Annotated in this window: 14 protein-coding genes; 5 read left to right on the top strand and 9 right to left on the bottom strand. The window is 69.9% G+C overall.

Annotated elements, in window-relative coordinates; all coding sequences use genetic code 11:
* The first annotated feature begins 179 nt into the window (after positions 1 to 179).
* The 4 genes from ACWFRJ_RS20005 (at position 180) to ACWFRJ_RS19990 (ending at position 4,202) form a co-directional block, all read left to right on the top strand.
* Positions 180 to 371 (top strand): SPOR domain-containing protein, encoded by a 192-nt coding sequence (locus ACWFRJ_RS20005; RefSeq protein ID WP_453532126.1) that lies wholly within the window; start codon positions 180 to 182, stop codon positions 369 to 371.
* 10 nt (positions 372 to 381) lie between these two features.
* Complete coding sequence (locus ACWFRJ_RS20000) at positions 382 to 768, top strand: (deoxy)nucleoside triphosphate pyrophosphohydrolase (protein WP_453532123.1); 387 nt, start codon at positions 382 to 384, stop codon at positions 766 to 768.
* Between the two features lie 211 nt (positions 769 to 979).
* Positions 980 to 1,396 carry an ATP-binding protein gene (locus tag ACWFRJ_RS19995; RefSeq protein ID WP_453532120.1) on the top strand — a complete coding sequence of 139 codons (417 nt, stop codon included), beginning with the start codon at positions 980 to 982 and terminating at the stop codon, positions 1,394 to 1,396.
* A 166-nt stretch (positions 1,397 to 1,562) separates the two neighbouring features.
* Positions 1,563 to 4,202 (top strand): SpoIIE family protein phosphatase, encoded by a 2,640-nt coding sequence (locus ACWFRJ_RS19990; protein WP_453532117.1) that lies wholly within the window; start codon positions 1,563 to 1,565, stop codon positions 4,200 to 4,202.
* Between the two features lie 32 nt (positions 4,203 to 4,234).
* On the opposite strand, the gene ACWFRJ_RS19985 is transcribed toward ACWFRJ_RS19990, so the two are convergent.
* From ACWFRJ_RS19985 to ACWFRJ_RS19955, 7 genes are all read right to left on the bottom strand, one after another.
* Positions 4,235 to 4,948, bottom strand: coding sequence for a PspA/IM30 family protein (locus ACWFRJ_RS19985; RefSeq protein ID WP_453532114.1), 714 nt, complete (start codon positions 4,946 to 4,948; stop codon positions 4,235 to 4,237).
* Positions 4,949 to 5,048: 100 nt separating this feature from the next.
* A complete protein-coding gene (locus ACWFRJ_RS19980) occupies positions 5,049 to 7,154 on the bottom strand; it encodes a TPM domain-containing protein (RefSeq protein ID WP_453532111.1) in 2,106 nt (701 codons plus the stop codon).
* A gap of 80 nt (positions 7,155 to 7,234) precedes the next feature.
* Positions 7,235 to 8,647: a glucoamylase family protein gene (locus ACWFRJ_RS19975; RefSeq protein WP_453532109.1), complete on the bottom strand. Its 1,413-nt coding sequence runs from the start codon at positions 8,645 to 8,647 to the stop codon at positions 7,235 to 7,237.
* A gap of 168 nt (positions 8,648 to 8,815) precedes the next feature.
* On the bottom strand, positions 8,816 to 10,030 hold the full coding sequence (locus tag ACWFRJ_RS19970) for a glycoside hydrolase family 1 protein (protein ID WP_453532106.1): 1,215 nt from the start codon (positions 10,028 to 10,030) through the stop codon (positions 8,816 to 8,818).
* A 54-nt stretch (positions 10,031 to 10,084) separates the two neighbouring features.
* Entirely contained in the window at positions 10,085 to 11,002 is a 918-nt protein-coding gene (locus ACWFRJ_RS19965; RefSeq protein WP_453532103.1) for a carbohydrate ABC transporter permease, read from the bottom strand.
* Positions 10,999 to 11,943: a carbohydrate ABC transporter permease gene (locus tag ACWFRJ_RS19960; RefSeq protein WP_453532100.1), complete on the bottom strand. Its 945-nt coding sequence runs from the start codon at positions 11,941 to 11,943 to the stop codon at positions 10,999 to 11,001. The genes ACWFRJ_RS19965 and ACWFRJ_RS19960 overlap by 4 nt, the downstream gene beginning before the upstream one ends.
* A gap of 5 nt (positions 11,944 to 11,948) precedes the next feature.
* A complete protein-coding gene (locus ACWFRJ_RS19955; protein WP_453532097.1) occupies positions 11,949 to 13,193 on the bottom strand; it encodes a sugar ABC transporter substrate-binding protein in 1,245 nt (414 codons plus the stop codon).
* Between the two features lie 604 nt (positions 13,194 to 13,797).
* Here ACWFRJ_RS19955 and ACWFRJ_RS19950 point away from each other — a divergent pair.
* Positions 13,798 to 14,856, top strand: a complete 1,059-nt coding sequence (locus tag ACWFRJ_RS19950; protein ID WP_453532094.1) for an acetylxylan esterase — start codon at positions 13,798 to 13,800, stop codon at positions 14,854 to 14,856.
* Here ACWFRJ_RS19950 and ACWFRJ_RS19945 read toward each other — a convergent pair.
* Together ACWFRJ_RS19945 and ACWFRJ_RS19940 are read right to left on the bottom strand one after the other, a co-directional pair.
* Positions 14,853 to 15,959, bottom strand: a complete 1,107-nt coding sequence (locus ACWFRJ_RS19945) for a LacI family DNA-binding transcriptional regulator (protein ID WP_453532420.1) — start codon at positions 15,957 to 15,959, stop codon at positions 14,853 to 14,855. The two genes, ACWFRJ_RS19950 and ACWFRJ_RS19945, sit on opposite strands and share 4 nt — an antisense overlap.
* 202 nt (positions 15,960 to 16,161) lie before the next feature.
* A complete protein-coding gene (locus ACWFRJ_RS19940; protein ID WP_453532091.1) occupies positions 16,162 to 17,385 on the bottom strand; it encodes an alpha/beta hydrolase in 1,224 nt (407 codons plus the stop codon).
* Positions 17,386 to 17,523 lie beyond the last annotated feature (138 nt).

Here is a 17,523-nt window from a genome sequence, read left to right as displayed (position 1 = left end):
TGCCAACAGGGGGCGCACCCGGCAAGGTGCGCCCCCTTGGTGGTGGCTAATTGCGTACCTCTTTGTGCAAACTCGTATCCGCTGAGTGAAGGTCGGGCGTAGGCTCGGGCATATGCGGAATGCGGTTTCCTTATCGATCGAGGCGTGGCGCACGCCGGGGCGGCGAGCGGAGGGGTGCGATGAATGACGGGACGGTCGTGCTTCCCTGGCTCGTGATACGCCAGGACGACAACGGCAACCGCTACAGGGTGGGCAGGTACGCCACGAAGGCCGAGGCCGAGAAGATCGCGAACAGCCTCGATGAACGCGGACAGCAGCAGCTGTACTGGGTGGAGAACCTGAGCCAGAACGGCAGCGCGCCGACCGCATAGGCTCCGCCGTATGACGGAACGGATCGTGGTGGGCGCCGCCCTGTACGACGACGGGCGCCTGCTTGCCGCGCGGCGCAGCGCACCCCCTGAGCTCGCGGGCCGCTGGGAACTGCCCGGCGGGAAGGTCGAGCCCGGCGAACTGCCCGAGGAAGCCCTGGCGCGGGAGTTGCGCGAAGAGCTGGGTGTCGACGCCGAACCGGTCGCGAGAGTGCCGGGCGAGTGGCCGCTCAAGCCGGGATACGTCCTGTGGGTGTGGACGGCGAAGCTCCGCTCGGGAGCCCCCGAGCCCCTTCAGGACCACGACGAACTGCGCTGGCTCTCCCCTGACGAGGTCTGGTCGGTGGAGTGGCTGGACGCGGATGTCCCCGCGGTGGCGGCCGCGATCGAGTACCGCTGAGTGATCGGGTGCCGCTGAGCGACCGAGTCGCTGAGTGATCGGGTGCCCCCGAGTGGGGGAGCGTGCGGGGTGACGTCTCCCGGCGCTTGAGCCCCATCTACGCCGTTCGTGCCACAGTGCGCCTTGGTGGGCGGTAATTCCGGCGGTATATGGGGTATGTGCCCATTAACCCCATGAAACCGGACAAGGGTCCGCTGTTGCTGGTCTGGAAGTGATCGGCGTGATCGACACCGAAGGCGACTGTGCCGAGTGGGATTTTCCCGCGGACCCGGGCGCCGTGCGCACAGCCCGTGCCGTCGTCCGCGAGCAGCTCGGCGCCTGGGACCTCGACGCCATCGGCGACATCACCGTCCTCCTCGTGAGTGAGCTGGTGACCAACTCCCTGCGGCACGCCTCGGGCCCCATCGGCGTACGACTCGTACGCCCTGCCGGGCCTGTGGACACCCTCCTCGTAGAGGTGTCCGATCCGCTTCCCGATCCGCCCCAGGAGCGCGACGCCGCCCCTGATGACGAGGGGGGCAGGGGCATCCAGTTGGTGGCCCGTGTGTCGAGGCGTTGGGGGACACGGCAGGGCAGTACGGGGAATACGGGGAAGACGGTGTGGTTCGAGCTGGTGCTGCCGGGTTAGAAGACTGGCAGCGTGGGGCGGACACAAGACGGCCACGGGCCAAAAAGAGTTGAGTCCGTGCTGTGATCGTGAACGCCGTGTGGCATGGCTCCGTAGTGCTGGATACTGCGGGCAGCTGCATCCGGTGACCGGTGCCGGACGTGGTGAGCTGGAGGGGACGGTTCGCGTGAGCGAGATACCAGCGAAGGCGACGGAGCAGGACGGGCCGTCGGGTGACGCTAGGGGCGTAGCTGCGGATGACGTGGTGTGGCAGAGCAGCCCGCCCGGTTCGATCTACGACTACATCAAGGTGGCCTCGTTCTCGATCGGCCCGGACGGTCTCATCGACCAGTGGAGCCAGCGGGCTGAGCGGCTGTTCGGAGTGCCTGCGCACGATGCCGTGGGCAAGGATCCGATAGAGGCCTTCGTCGCGCCCGAGCTGCGCAGCAGAGGGCACCGCAAGATGGCGGAGATCCTGGACGGCAGGGAGTGGACCGGGTCCGTCCCCTTCCGGGCCCCGGGGCATCCCGACGGGCCCGACGGGCCGGACGCGAGGTCTTTCGGGGGGTCCTCCGGGGGGTCCGAAGGCATCGCCGAGGTCTATGTGATGCCGACCGAGACGGAGGACGGCGAACGGGCCGCCGTCTGCATCGTCGTAGACGTACGGGCGCTCCGGCAGATCGAGACAGACCTCGCCGCGTCGCAGGCAATTTTCGGCCAATCTCCCTTCGGCTTCCTGTTGTTCGGCACGGATCTGAAGGTGCAGCGGGCCAACCGCCGCTTCGCCGCGGTCTTCGGGGGCGGCATCGAGGACCATCGCGGCCGCACCGTCCGCGACTACCTGCCGCGGCACGAGGCCGACCGCATGGCCGCCGCGCTCAAGCGCGTCCTGGAGACCGGCGACTCCGTCACGGACATGCAGCTCGTCGGCCCCGCACCGGGCAGCAACGAACGCCGCCACTGGTCGATCAACCTCTACCGCGTGCACAGCGGTTCGGGCCACCCCATAGGCGTCGCGGGCCTGGGCACCGACGTCACCCGGCGCCACGCCGCCGCCCGCGAGGCCGCACACGCCCGCCGCAACCTCGCCCTGCTCAATGAAGCGGGCGCCCGCATCGGCAACTCCCTCGACCTGGAGACGACCGCGCGTGAGCTGCTCGACGTCACCGTCCCCGGCTTCTGCGACCTCGCCTCCGTAGACCTCTACCAAGGGCTGCTCGACGGCGACGAAACCCCTCCGGGCCTTGCCGACGGAAGCGCCGAACTGCGCCGCGTAGCCTTCGCGAGCGCCGTGTCCGACGCGCCCTTCCCGGAGGGCGGCCACCCCATAGACGTGGGCGCCGTGCACCGCTTCCCCTTCACATCGCCCTGCGCCGACTCCCTGCGCACCGCACGCCCCCGGCTCGTCTCCGCGGCCGACGACGGGTCCGCGAGCAGGCTCACCGGCGGGCTCGTCCAGTCGACGCTCGCCGTGCCGATGGTCGCCCACGACACGGTCGTCGGCCTCGCCCAGTTCTCCCGCACGAAGGGCAGCGAGCCCTTCGGAGAGCGCGATCGCGCCCTCGCCGTCGAGCTCGCCGCACGCGCCGCGGTCTCCATCGACAACGCCCGCCTCTACCGCCGCGAACACGAACGCGCGCTGATACTGCAGCGCTCCCTGCTGCCGCCCGACGACCCCGAGGCGTCCGGCCTCGACATCGCCTGTCGCTACCTCCCCGGCAACGCGGCCACCGAAGTCGGCGGCGACTGGTTCGACGTCATCGAACTGCCCGGCCACCGCACCGCCCTGGTCGTCGGCGACGTCATGGGACGCGGCCTGCGCGCCGCCGTCGCCATGGGAGAACTGCGCACCGCCGTACGCACCTTGGCGCTCCTGGACCTGGAGCCCGCCGAGGTCCTCTCCGCGCTCGACGAGATCGCCCGCGGCCTCGGTGACCCCTCAGGCACCCAGCAGGCCACGCGGGCGGCCCGTCAGACGCGTTCCGCGAGCGAGACGGACCTCTCCGAGGTCTACCTCGCCACCTGCGTCTACGCGGTCTACGACTCCGTCACACGCCGCTGCACCTTCGCCAACGCCGGCCACCTGCCGCCCGTACTCGTCGAGCCCGGCGAATCGCCGCTCATGCTCGACGTGCCCCCCGGCATGCCGCTGGGAGTCGGCGGCGAGCCCTTCGAGGAGGTCGAGGTCGAGCTGCCCGACGGCGCCCTGCTCGCGCTCTACACCGACGGGCTCGTCGAATCCCGCGACCATCCGCTCGACGAGGGCCTGAACGCCTTCGTACGCGCTCTCGACGATCCCGCGCCCGCCCTGGAGGACGTCTGCGACCACGTCCTGAACACCCTCGACACCCACCACGGCGAGGACGACATCGCGCTGCTCATGGCCCGCATCAAGGGCCTGCCCGCCGAGGCCGTCGGCGACTGGACCCTGCCGCGCGACCCGAAGTCGGTCGGCCGGGCGCGCGAGCTGGCCTGCGACCAACTGCGCACCTGGGGCCTCGAACCGCTCTGCGACACGACCGAACTGCTGGTCAGCGAGCTGGTCACCAACGCCCTGCGGTACGGCGAGGGCGACATCCGGGTCCGTCTCCTGCTCGACCGCACCCTGGTGTGCGAGGTCTGGGACGCGGGCCTCGTCCAGCCGCGCCGCCGCCGGGCGCGGGACACGGACGAGGGGGGCCGCGGGCTGCAACTGGTCGGCCTGCTGAGCGCCGCGTGGGGCTCGCGCAGGACGCCGCGCGGCAAGACGGTGTGGTTCGAGCTGCCGTTGCCGGACAGCGGGGTGCGGCAGATGGACGCGGCGGAGGCGCTGCTCAGCCTCTTCTGACGGCGCTGTGGCTGCTATGTGGTGACCTTCAGTTATGTGGTGGCCTTCAGGGCGGCGAGGCGGGCCGTGATCTCCGCCTCGTCGCCCAGGCTGTCCAACTGCTCGAACTGCGCGTCGAGGGACGACGCGGCGAGCTCCTGCTTGCCGAGCGCCCTGGCCTCCTCGCGGCGCACCTTGTCCTCGAAGCGGCCCAACTCGCTTGCCGGGTCGAGCACATCGATGCTTTGGGCGGCATCCATCATCTGGTTCTGCGCCTGCGCGGTCTTGGCGCGGGCGACCAGCTGATCGCGCTTCGACCCGAGCTGGGTCAGCTTGATCTTCATCGCGTCGAGCCCGGACTTCAGCTTGTCGACGACCTCGGTCTGCGAGGCGATCGTCGGCTCGGCGTCCTTGGCCTCCCGCTCGGACTGCAGCTGCCGTTGCAGCGCGACCTTGGCCAGAGCGTCGAACTTGTCGGCCTCCACTGCGCTCCCGCCGGACCGCAGCTCGTCCGCCTTCTTGCTGGCGGCCACCGCCTTGGTGCCCCACTCGGCGGCCGCGTCCTGGTCCTCCTTGTGGTCAAGCTCCAGCATCCGCAGATTGCCGATGGTGGTGGCGACCGCCTCCTCGGCCTCCTGGATGTTGTTCGTGTAGTCGCGGATCAGCTGGTCGAGCATCTTCTGCGGGTCCTCGGCCTGGTCGAGGAGGGAGTTGATGTTGGCCTTGGCGAGCTGGGCCACGCGTCCGAGGATCGTCTGCTTGGTCATCAGGGCTTCCTTCTATGAAGGTCGGTCGGTCGGTAGTAGTGGGAGTCGGTGAGTCGGTGAGTCGTTGAGTCGGCGAGTCGGTCGGCAGGAGTCCGAAGGGTCAGAACCTCCCGCCCCCGCCCATCCGGCCCCGGGTCCCGCCGCCGCCGAAGCTTCCGGGACGGCCGCCGCCGAAACCGCCGCCTCCGAAGCCACCGCTTCCGCCGCCCCTGCCTCCGCCGCCCCCGCCTCCGAGAAGCTCGCCGAGGATGATGCCGCCGAGGACCGCGCCGCCCATGCCGCCGCCACGCCCGCCTCCGCCCCCTTGAGGGGTGCCGTAGCCGCGTACGTCGCGTTCGGCGAGCTGCTGTGCCTGCCGGGCCTGTGCGTCCGCCTGCTGGGCCTCGGCGAGCGCCGCGGCCGGATCGGTGTCCTGGACGGCCTCGGCGCCCGAGAGGTGCCGCTGGGCTTCGGCGAGGCGGGTCCTTGCCTCGCTGCCCACCCCGCCCCGGTGCGTGTCGATGAAGTCCGCCGCCGCTCCCACGGCGCTGCGCGCGGTGAGCAGGGCCTGGCCGAGGAGGGTGGCGGCGCGCTGACGGCTGACCTCGCGTTCGCGGGCGCCCGTGAGGGACTCGTCGAGGACCGTGTCGGCCTCCTCGACCCGGCGCAGGGCGTCGATCGGGTCGTGCGGGCCCGCCGCCATCCTCTTGCGGACCTCGGCGACCACCGCTTCCGCGCGGGCGATACGGCCGTGCAGGTCAGCGGTGGAGGCTCCCGCCGTGGTGCCCTCAAGGAGGCCGCGTGCCTCGGCGAGGTCGGTCTCCGTCTCGGTGAGCGCGGCAGGGAGTTTCTCGGCGGCGAGGGCCAGCTCGTCGGCGAGGCGGTCGACGGCGTCCACGAAAGTGCCCGCCTGGTCGACGGCGCCCTCGGCGGCACGCAGATGGACGGCGGCCTTGCCGTTGTCGCCCGCGTCGATGGACTGCCGGGCTTCGTTGAGGTGCGTCGTGGCGAAGACGAGGCGGTCCTTGGCCTGCTCGACGTGGCCCACGACGGGCGCGGACGCGGAGGGCGCGTACTGCTCCCGGATGGTGTCCAGCGTGCTCTGCGCCGCGGTGGTACGCACGGCGACCTGCCGGAACACCGTTTCGGCGTGCTCCAGGGCCTTGCCCGCGTCGCGTTCGAGGGCGCGCAGCTGGTCGAAGCCCGCGGCTTCCGCGTCGAGGCGCCGGCCCGCGTCGGTGCAGCGCGCGAGAATCTCGTCCAGCATGGTGCGCCTGGTCGCGTCGTTCTCCGGGTAGGCGTCGTCCAGCTGCTGGCGCAGCTTGAAGGCCTTGGTCAGCTCGGAGCGTGCGTAGGCGAGCGCGTCCGTGAAGGGCCGCACCGCCTCATCGCCGAACTGGGCGGTGGCGAAGCCGAGTTCCTCGGCGCTGGTGCGGATCGCGTCGTCGGTCTCCACCAGGAGCTGCTTGCTCTGTCTGTCGAGCTCAGGGAGCGGGGTCGGCTGCGGGCTCGCCGCCCCCTTGCCCCAGCCGCCGCCTCCGGGCGTCGTACGCGTGTTGGTACGCCGTTTGCGGCGGCTGTACGCGATCGCGGCGAGGGCGCCCGCGCCGCCGACCACCACGATGGGCAGGACCAGGTCACCGGTGGCCGAGTCGTCGCCACTGCTGTTGCCACCGCCCGGATCGGCGGCCCCCGGGGTGGGTGTCGGGGTGGGCACGGGCCGGCCGGAGAGCACCGCGCGGTAGCCGTTCGCCGCGCCGATGGCCGCGCCCGCCCAGTCGTTCTGCCGCAGCGCGGGCTTGATCGCGGTGGTCGCGACGTCCTGGAGCTGGGCCTCGGTGAGCTTGGAACCGACGTCTACGGAGTAGGCGTACTGCCGGTCGTGCGTGGCGACGGCGAGCAGCGCGTCGTCCAGGCCGAGACCGTTGCGCTCGGCGGTCGCGTCGGCCCAGTCCTGTGCGCCGCGTCCGGAGAAGTCACGTACGTAGACGACGAAGAGCTGGAGACCGCCGTCGTCGTAGAGCTGATCGAGCGCCCGCTCGGTCGCGCCCTTGCGGTCGCCGAGCGCGCCCACCTTGTCGGTGATCTGGCCGCCACGGGAGAGCGTGACCGGGTCGTCGGCCGGGGCGGCGAGTGCTGCGGGGGCGGACAGGAGCAGCAGGCACCACGTGAGCAGTGCGGTGGCTGCCGCTGTCGCCCGCACGGCTATGTGCGAGGGCGGCGTCACATTTGGGAGCGTATGACCGTCTTGGGGGGTGCGCGACCGGGGGCCTGACGGTACGTGTCCGCAGGCCCCCGGCGGCCCCCTCAGATGCTGAACCGCTCCTTGGCGAGGAGCGGCCGCACGCGCTTGCGGAAGCCGCCCGACCGGAACGGCGCCTGGAGCAGTCCGGGCCTGAGCTCCTGAGCCAGGGCGGCCGCGATCATGCCCTGGTCGAGCGCGAGCACGAAGTCGCTGACCCGCCCGGTCCTCACGTTCACGGAATCCCGGAATCCGTAGTCCTCGTCGTACGCCCCGAAGTCACGGGCGAGCGCCTTCAGGTTGCCGATGGCCTCCCTGCGCGCGTGGGGGAGTGCGAGGAAGGAGGCATGTGGGGTGACGACGCCGAGGGAGTTGTAGCCCTCGGTCTGCATACCGATGGCGTCGACTCCGTACTCCCGGTAGCCGCCCTCGGGGATGTTCGCGGGCGAGAAGCCCCAGTAGCCGTACTTCTCCTCGTCGAGGCCGTGCTCGATCTGGCTGCGGACGTAGCGCGCGTGGGAGGTTCCCCAGGAGCGCGGCGACCACTCGCTCTCCGGCACGAAGAGCGGCACCATCAGCGCCTCGAACATCGAGCCGCCCCAGGTGGGCACGAGCTTGCGTCCGCGGTACGTGTAGTGGCCCTGCCACACCCGGACGCCGTCCAGGGTGACGTACGAACCTCCGGGGCTCTGCTCCTGCTCCTGGCCGGGGAGCATGGTGCGCAGGAGGTGCCAGTAGTGCTCGGTGGGCAGGGAATCATCGGCGATTCCGAGGTAACTGGCCATGCGCGGCTCGGTGTTGAGGGCGCCGTAGTGGTGCGGCGTGGGCTCCTCGGTGTCTGTCCAGAAGCCGCCGCGCAGCTGGCCGGGGTGGGCGACCGGGTCCGCCGCGTCGTAGGGCGTGTAGAAGTACGACCAGTCGGCGGGGGCCAGGAGCTTCGCGATCCGGGGTCGCAGGGCGGGGTCGGCGTCGGCGGCTATGCGAAGGCCCGTGACCAGCCAGGCGTTGTCGACGGACGACAGGAACGGGCGGACCGGGTCGCCGGTGCCGGGCCAGCTCGTCAGGACCGAACCGTCGTGCGCGTCGTACCAGTTCAACCAGAAGCCGTGGTGGCGCTCAAGCTTCTCGACGGCGGTGACGGTGCGGGACAGGCGGGTGTGCATGGCGCTGTCGCCGAGGAGCCCGAGACCGCGCGCGGCGACCGTGGACCACAGGCCGCAGCCGATGTTGGTGGGGGAGGTCTGGTGCGAGGGGACGGGAGCGCCTGACCCGCTGACGTCGATCTTGTCTGCGGTGAGACCGATGCCGGTCGTCATCGCCTCGATCGAGTGATGCGTCGAGCGGAACCACTTCCGCAGCAGCGATGCGTCAGAAGCACGAGAAGGGGAAGCGAAGGCAGGTGCGGATGCGGCGCCGAGCGACAGGGCTGCGGCTCCGGTTCCGGCGGCGGTCGCGGTGAGGAACGTACGACGGTCCATGAAGGTCCAACTTCCGGTGACAGGTGTGGAAGGGGAGGTTCGTGGCGTGCTGGTCGTGCCGGCTGGGCGTGTGTGCGCGTGCGGTGTGCGGAGGTGCCGCGTGCGGAGGTGCGAGGACCGGCCGTGGTCAGGTACGGCCGGTCCCCGGGTCTGGTGGCGTGGTGCGAATCAGCCTTCGGCGCGCGGGAGTTCGCGCGTGCGCCCGAGCCCGCCCAGCCAGACGGCGGACGGCTTGGCGGTGCGGGCGAAGGTCTCGCGGTCCCAGGCGATCAGGCCGAAGGTGGGCTTGTAGGAGCCCCACTCGTAGTTGTCCAGGGCGCTCCACGCGAGATAGCCGTCGATGTTGAGGCCGTCCTCCAGGCAGGCGGCGACCTCGTCAAGCGCGCCCTTGTAGTAGTCGACGCGGCGCGCGTCGTCGGCGGTGGCTATGCCGTTCTCCGTGACGATCATCGGCACGTCCCCGTTGCCGAGCACCTCCGCGGTGTGGCGCAGGGCGTGGCCCACGGCGGCCGGGTAGTACTCCCACTGCGTGAGCGTGCGCTCGACGTCGTCGGGCCACGGGATCGGTCCCTCGGAGCCGATCTCCGTGCGGGTGTAGGACTGGACGCCGATCCAGTCGTCGTCGCGCGCGGCCTCGATGAAGACGTCCTCGCGGGGGTGGCGGTAGGCGGCGGCGACGTCCTCGGCGCCCGGCAGGGCCTGGTAGACCTGGTTGGCGATGGTCCAGCCCGCCTGGATCGCCGGGTTGATCGCCTTGACTTCCTTCATGGCGGCCCGGTGCGCGGCGATGACCGCGTGCGTGGTCTCCTCGTCGGGCGTCGGAAGCCCGGCGGGCGGGAAGCCGATGTCGCCCGCCTTGGCCTGCCCCGCCATCACGGCGATCATGTTGGGCTCGTTGATGGTGCACACATGGCGTACGTCCTCGCCGATGACGGGCGCGCAGGCGGCGACGTACCGGGCGAAGAGGTCGACGGCGCCCTCGGCGGTCCAGCCGCCCCGCGCCTCGAACCACTGCGGCACGGTGAAGTGGTGCAGGGTGACCATCGGGCGGAGCCCGCGCACGATCGCGCCTTCCACCATCCTCCGGTAGTGGGCGAGTTCGGCCCGCGAGAACTGTCCCTCGGCGGGCTCGATGCGCGCCCACTCGATGCTGAACCGGTAGTCCGTGAAGCCGAGTTCGGACAGCAGGTCCATGTCCTCGCGCCAGCGGTGGTAGCTGTCGCAGGCGTCCAGGCTGGGCTCCTGGATGTGCGTGCCGGTGCTGTGTTCCTTCACCCACCAGTCGCTGTTGGTGTTGTTGCCCTCGATCTGGTGGGCGGCGGTGGAGGCTCCCCAGAGGAAGCCTTCGGGGAACGGGAGCGAGGTGTTCGGGGTGTGCGTCATCGTCAGATGTCTCTCTGGTGGGGATGGGGCGCGGGTCGTCGTGGCGCGGGCGGGCTACTTCATGCCCGCGGTGGCGATGCCCTGGGTGAAATGCCGCTGGAGCAAGGCGAAGACGACCAGGACCGGCAGCACGATCAGGAACGAACCGGCCATCAGCATGCCGTTGGAGCCACCCGACTTGTTGGGGTCGGTGGCGAACGTGGCCAGGGCTACCGGCAGGGTGTATTTGTCGGGGTCGTTGGTCGCGATCAGCGGCCAGACGAAGTTGTTCCAGGAGCCGAGGAAGGTGAAGATCGACAGCGTCGCGAGAGCGGGCTTGACCAGCGGCATCACGATCCGCCAGAAGATGTACCACTCACCCGCGCCGTCCATCCGGGCCGCTTCGAGCAGCTCGTCCGGGATCGACTGCATGAACTGCCGCATCAGGAAGACCCCGAAGGCACCGGCGGCGAACGGCAGCACCAGAGCGGCGTACGAGTCGATCAGTTGCAGCTTGCTCATCAGCACGAAGAGCGGAAGCAGCATCAGATTGCCGGGCACCATCAGCGCACCGAGCACAAGACCGAAGATCTTGTTCTTGCCCGCGAAGTTCAGCTTGGCCAGGGCATAGCCGAGCATGGAGCAGAAGACGAGATTCGAGACGGTGACGAGCACCGCCACGATCACCGAATTCATGAAATAGAGCGGCAGATCGAGCTTGTCGAGCAGCGCGCTGAAGTTGTCCAGGGTCCACTCGGTGGGAATCCACACGGGCGGACTCGCCGTGAGCTCGCTCGGTGTCTTGAAGGCCGAGAGCGCCATCCACAGGAAGGGCGCGGACATCACGAGCAGCCCGAGGGCGAGCAGCGCATAAACGAGCCGCTTCTTCACCCCGGCCGCCGACCGCTTGGGGTTCGGCGCCTGCTTCCCCGGCTTTCCTTGATTCCCTTGCTTCCTCTGCGGGGTCTTCTCCGCCAGGCCCGTGGCGCTCATTTCGTGTTGTCCTTCAGCAGTCGGAGCTGGAGCACGGTAATGCCCATGATCACCACGAAGAGGACATACGCCATGGCGCTCGCATAGCCCATGTGGAAGAAGTTGAAGCCCTCGCGGTACATGTCGAGGGAGACGGTGAGAGTGGAGTCCGAAGGGCCGCCCTGGGTCATCACGAACGGCTCCTCGAAGACGTTGAGATAGCCGATCGTGGTGATCACCGTGGCGTAGAGGAGCGTGGGCCGCAGCAGCGGAACGGTGATGCGGCGGAACTCCTGCCACATTCCCGCCCCGTCGAGCTTCGCGGCCTCCCGCACCTCGGTGGGGATGGCCTGAAGACCGGCGATGAAGAGCACCATGACCGTTCCGAGATTGCGCCACACGGCCATCGCGATCAGCGAGGGCATGGCGAGTTTCTCGTTCCCCAGGAAGTCCGGGGCGGTGAGTCCCACTTCGGAGAAGAGACCGGCGATCAGGCCGTCACTCGGATCGAGGACGAAGCGCCATACGACGGCGACCGCGACGATGGAGGTGACCACGGGGGCGTAGAAGCCGACCCGGAAGAAGGTCCGTGCCCGGTCGATGCCGTTGTTCAGCAGAACGGCGACGACCAATCCAAGAAGGATGGTGAGCGGAACACCGACCACCACGAAGTACGCGGTGTTGAAGAGCGCCTTGAGGAACTTCTCGTCGCTGAACAGCTTGGTGTAGTTCTCGAACCCGATGAAGTTCGCTTCCAGCGGGCGCGTGACATTGCGCAGCCCGAAGTCCGTGAAGCTCATCAGGAGCGTGGCGACGATCGGGAATGCCATGAAGACGGTGAACAGAACGAGGAAGGGAGTGGAGAACAGCCAGCCGGCGACGTTCTGCACGCCCATGGAGCCCCGCTTGGGCGCGGCCTTCTCCGTCTTGGTGCTCGTGGGCTTGGTGCTCGTGGTGCTCATGGCTCCTACTTCACAAGGCTCTCGATCTCGGACTTGGCCTTCTTGGCGGCGTCCTCGGGTGAGGCCTTGCCCTGGGTCACCGACTCGACGGCCGCGTCGACCTTGGAGGTCACCTCGGTCCAGTTCGCGACGGTCGGTGAGGACTTGGCGGTCTCCATCTGCTTCTTGAACACCTGGAGGCTGGGGCTGTCGGCGAGCTCGCCGGTCTTCCAGGCGGTGGTGTTGGCAGGCAGATCACTGGTCCGCTCGAACCAGTCGGTCTGGCCCTTCGCGTCGGTCAGGTACTTGATGAATTCCTTGGCCGCCGCCTTGTGCGAGCTGTCCTTGGAGATCACCAGGCTGGAGCCGCCCGCCATGGAGGTGGAGGTCTTGTCGGCCGGTACGGGGGCGACGGCCCACTTGCCCTTGAGGTCCGGGTACTGGTCCTTGATCAGGGTGCTGATCCAGGGGCCGGAGAAGAACATCGGCACGTCACCGGTGTTGAAGTCCTTCAGCGGGTCGTAGCCGGGCTGGGAGTTCTTCATGCTCAGGCTCTGCTTGAAGTAGGCGCCGTACTCCTTGAAGGCCTTGACCGCGGCAGGGCTGTCGATGACGGGAGTGCCGTCCTTGTCGAGGATCTCGCCGCCGGCGGAGTACAGGAACGGGTAGAAGGACTGCACGGTGTCGAGGCCGCGGGGCTGCATGTAGATGCCCCACTTGCTGTCGGCCTTGTCCTGCAAGGCCGTTGCCATGCTCCGCAGGCCCTTCCAGTCGGCGGGGGCCTTGGTGATGCCGGCCTTCTCGGCGAGGTCGGTGCGGTAGTAGAGGACGCGGGTGTCGACGTACCACGGCACGCCGTAGGCCTCGCCCTCCACTTCGCCCTGCTGCCAGCCCGCGGGGAAGAAGTCCTTCTCGTCGAAGGTCTTCGTGTCCACCGGTTCAAGGACGCCGAGCTCGGCGAACTCGCCCATGTAACTGCCGCCCATCTGCGCGACGTCGGGCATCTTCCCGGCGGCGGCAGCGGCGACGAGCTTCTGGTGGGCGACGTCCCAGCCGACCGGGGTGACCTTGACGGTGATGTTCGGGTTCGCCTTCTTGTACTCCTCGGCGACGTCCACGAGCTTCTCGCCCTCGGCACCCATGGCCCAGACGGTCAGGGTCTGCTTCTTGTCGGCGGCGACTTCGCCTCCGGCGGAGCTTCCGCACGCGGTGACGGCGAAGGCCGTCGCCAGCGCTATGGCTACCGATGCGGTTCTGGCGGCGCGGTGCATGGACGGCTCCTCCTTGAGCTTCCCTGACAATCCGGCATCCCTGGAACGTTCAGGTGCTGGATGTATGCGCTGTCTGTAAGCGCATACATCACTCTGTGGCAGCGTCCTGCGGTGCCGCAAGGGGGTCCTGGTCACACTCCCGTAACGGGCCGGTCATCCGGGGAGCGCAGCTAAGTGGAGCGTACTGGTCCGCTTCCGGTCCCGGCTGGATCTGTTGTTGTTGTTGGTGGTGGTGGTGGTGGTGGGGGCTGGCCCCGGTGGGGGGGCTGGTCGGGATGTCTGGCCGGAGTGCCTGGCTGGGCGTCTGGCGGAGGGGAGCGGCGGAGAGGGGTGGCGGAGGGGAGCGGCGGAGAGTGGCGGGGAGAGGAGTTGGCTTAGGGCCGCGTCGGCCGCGGCTGCCAGGGGAGAAGCGCCGCAGGCCTGGGAGCTGGGAGCTGGGAGCTGGGGGAGGAGGAGAGGGGGAGAGGGGTGTAGGGGCGGTCCCTGGCGGGCGGCATCCGCTGCCACTGCTGCCCCTGCCGTCACCGCCCCCCGGCACCGCCCCCCGGCACCGCCCCCCGTCACCCCCACCCCCCCCCGTCACCCCCACCGTTAAGGTCCCCGCATGCCGCCCTTCCCGCACGACTTCCCCTTCGACCCCGCCTACGGGTACACCCTCGACGACCTGCTGACCGTCCCCGCGCCCCCGGCCCCCGCCGACTTCGACGAGTTCTGGCAGGAGCGGTACGCGGCCGCACGGCAGGTGGTCACCGCCCCCGTGATCGGCCCTCTGGAGGAAGAGCGGGACGGGGTGCGGATTCACGGGGTCACGTACACGTCGGTAGGCGGCGCACGCCTCGGCGGCTGGCTGGCCCTGCCCGCAGAGCCCCTCAAGTCGAACGCCTCCAACGCCCTCGCGAGCGCCCTCGCCTCCGCCCCCGCTCCCGCCCCCGCGGAACATGGCTTCGTCATCGCCCACGGCTACGGAGGCCGCCAAGCCCCAGGCCCCGACGTCCCGCTCCCGCTGCCCCGCTCGGCGGCGATCCTCCCCTGCGTACGAGGCATGGGTGCCCGCAGCGCGAGCCCCGCCGTCCCCCCGGACGCCGCTTCCCACGTCCTGCACGGCATCGCCTCCCGCGACACCTACGTCATCGGCGACTGCGTGGCCGACCTGTGGTGCGCCGCATCCGCCCTCCTCGAACTGGTCCCGGAACTGGATCTGGGCACGACGCAGCCCCGCCTCGGCTACCTGGGTGAAAGCTTCGGTGGCGGCCTCGGCGCCCTCGCCCTCCCCTGGGACGACCGCTTCGCCGCGGCCCAGCTGACCGTCCCCACGTTCGGCAACCACCCGCTACGCCTCACGCTCCCCTGTGCGGGCAGCGGCGAAGCGGTCCGGGCCCACTCCCGCGATCACCCCGAAGTCACCGAAGTCCTGCGGTACTTCGACGCCGCGACGGCAGCTACACGCCTCCGCATCCCGACCCTGGTCGCCCCCGCGCTCTTCGACCCGTCCGTGCCGCCCCCTGGCCAGTTCGCCGTGCACAACGCACTGCCGGTCGCCACCCGCGAACTGCACGTACTCCAGGCGGGCCACTTCGAGTACGAGGGTGGTGTGGCGGAGACCGAGCGCCTGACCGACGCCAAGTCACGTTTCTTCGCAACCCAGTTGGGGGCGGTCTGCTAACGCTCCCCGCAGCCGCAGCTGGCCCGACGAGCCACCGTCACCGGCAGCATCATCGACACCGGCTCACCGTCACGCTCCTCGCCCAGGCGGCGCACGAGCAGATCGACGGCCTCCTCGCCGAGTCGTCGCATCGGCTGGCGCACGGTGGTCAGCGCGGGGCGCACCAGACGGCTCAGCGGAATCCCGTCGAACCCGGTGACCGCCACGTCGTCAGGCACCCGCACCCCGCGCCGCTCAAGGGCGTGCAGTGCGCCCACGGCCATCTGGTCGTTGGCGAAGATCATGGCCTCCGGCATGGTGCCGTCGCCCAGGTCACCGCCCGCGCCGCCGTCCCCGCTCTCTCCACCGGTCCGGTCGAGCAGTGCGTCCGTGGCGCGCTCGCCCTCTGCCTGGGTCATCATCTCCGTGCGCATATCGGGCTCTTCGCGTACGGGGAGCCCGGCGGCCCGGCGCGCCTCCTGATAGCCCCGGAAGCGCGCCTCGGCGTCCGGTGATGCCTTCGAGCCGCCGACGAAGACGAGCCGCCGCAGCCCGTGGTCCTCGATGAGGTGACGCGTCAGCTCGCGCTGGCCGTCGGCGTTGGCGACCTCGATGTGGTCGAGGTGGTCGAGCTCGTCGTTCTCGCGGGGTCCGGCGAGCATCACGATGGGCAGCCGCCGCGAGATGACGTCGAGGTCCTCGGTCGGCACGGTCCTCGCGAGGACGGCGAACCCGTCGACCCGCCCTGCGACCTTGGCCACCTGGCTCTCCGGGCCGCCCTTGAGGGAGGCGGCGATCAGGAGCGCGTACCCGTGCCGGCGCGCGGCCCGCTCCATGCCCCGGATGATCTGGTCGGAGTAGAGCATGAAGGCGTGGTCGTCGTCGGCGTCGGCCGCGGCTGCCTCGATCTCCGTGTCCGGGTCCGAGTAGTCGGGGAAACAGAGCCCGAGGACGCCCGTCGACCGGCTGGCGAGCCCGCGCGCGTTTCCGCTCGGTACGTACCCGAGCTCACGGGCCGCGGCGAGTACCCGCTCCCGGGTCGTCTCCCGGACGGAGTCCGGGTTGCGGTAGACCCGCGACACCGTGGCGATGGAGACGCCTGACTGCTCGGCGACGTCGTACACCGTGGGGGTTGTGCTCACCCGACCGCCTGCTCGTTTCTCGTTCTGGAACCGGCCTGAACCGGATTGAAAGCGCATTCACAGTAGGCGCGCACGGTCACCGTGAGCAAGGCCGGGTCCGCTTCGAGCGGCGGGCGAGACCGGGAGGAGCGCAGGTGGAAGGCGCTTGAGGCCGGGGCCGGAGGGGAGCGCGGGGGCGTGGGGCTCAGCCCGCGAACTCCACCTCCGGATACCTCCCCGAAGGGGCGTCAAGGAGGTGATCGTCCTGTCCCCGCAGCCAGCGGTCGAAGAACGACCTCGCGTACGCCCGCTCCACTGCCACCGCCCGGCCCGGGGCGACCGTGCCTATGTTCTCCTCGATGACCTTGCTGTCCACCCCGGTCTGCGGGAGCAGTGCGGCGAGGTCCGTGTACGTCTGGTGCTTCGAGCCGCGCAGGGTCAGATCCCGCTTCCAGCCGGTCGTGTGGGACCAGAACGCGCGCCATGATGCTTCCGTCGTGCGGTCGTTGCCCTGGCTGCCCATGAGGAGGAACGGGCGTGTCAGGCCGTGCTGGGCCACCGGCGTCAGATTCGTGCCCTTCGGCTCGGGGTTCTTCTCCAGGGTGCCGTCCATGTTCATGCCCGCCCTGACCCGGCTGTCCTCGTACATCGTCTCGGCGGCCGCCATCCCGCCCGCCGACTGGCCGAACATGCCCACCCTCTTCTGGTCCACGACCCTGGACAGGCCGTGCGGCAGTGAGCCGAGGCGGTCCAGGACGAACTTCGAGTCGGCGACGCGGATGTCCAGGACCTTCCCGAGGAGCGCCGTCAGGGTGTTGTTCCGCTGGGCCTCTTCCAGCGCTTTGTAGAGCGGGGCGTCGTCCTTGACCGAGCCGTCGGGGAACTGCACCCCCGGCGCCTCATACGTGTGGTCGATCGTCACCACCACATAGCCGTGGCTCGCCAGTTCCTCGACCACCGAAGTGCCCCACGTACGAGGGTCGTTGGCGCCCGACGCGTACAGCAGGACCGGCCGTCGGCCACCGCTCGTGTCGGCCGGGGCCCCCTCCCACGCGTGCGTACGCATGGCGGCGAAGTCGATCGCGTCCTTGGGGATGCCGTGGGGCGATATCGCGTTCCAGCGCTCTGCCGCGCCCGGCGTCATGTACGGAGCGATGCGTTGTCCCGCCGCGTCGGACGCGCCGCCCGAATGTGCCGCCGCCGGGTACCAGATGCTGATCATCAGCTCTCTGTACGGCACGGACTTCACCCACGGGTCGCGCCGTGAGGTGTCGACGAGGCGCGTCGACACCATGCCGATCCGGTGAGGTCCCGTGGGGGCGGGGAGTTTTGCCTCACTGCCCCTGCCCTTCGTTCGCGCCTGGGCCTGCGCGGGGGCCGGGGCGGCCAGCAGCGTCGCCGCCAGACCGGCCGCCGCGAGGCCAAGCACCGAGCGTCGGGTCGGAGCCGCATGCGAAGCCGAGCGAGAAGCCGAGTGAGTCACAGCCGAGGAAGTGTCCATGCCTCAATGCTGATCTCGCCCCGCCCCCGTGACCATGGGGGAAATCTTGAGTCTTTGGCCTGGGGG

Source organism: Streptomyces sp. NPDC055239 (assembly GCF_053606205.1).
This window is presented reverse-complemented; position numbering and strand designations above follow the sequence as displayed.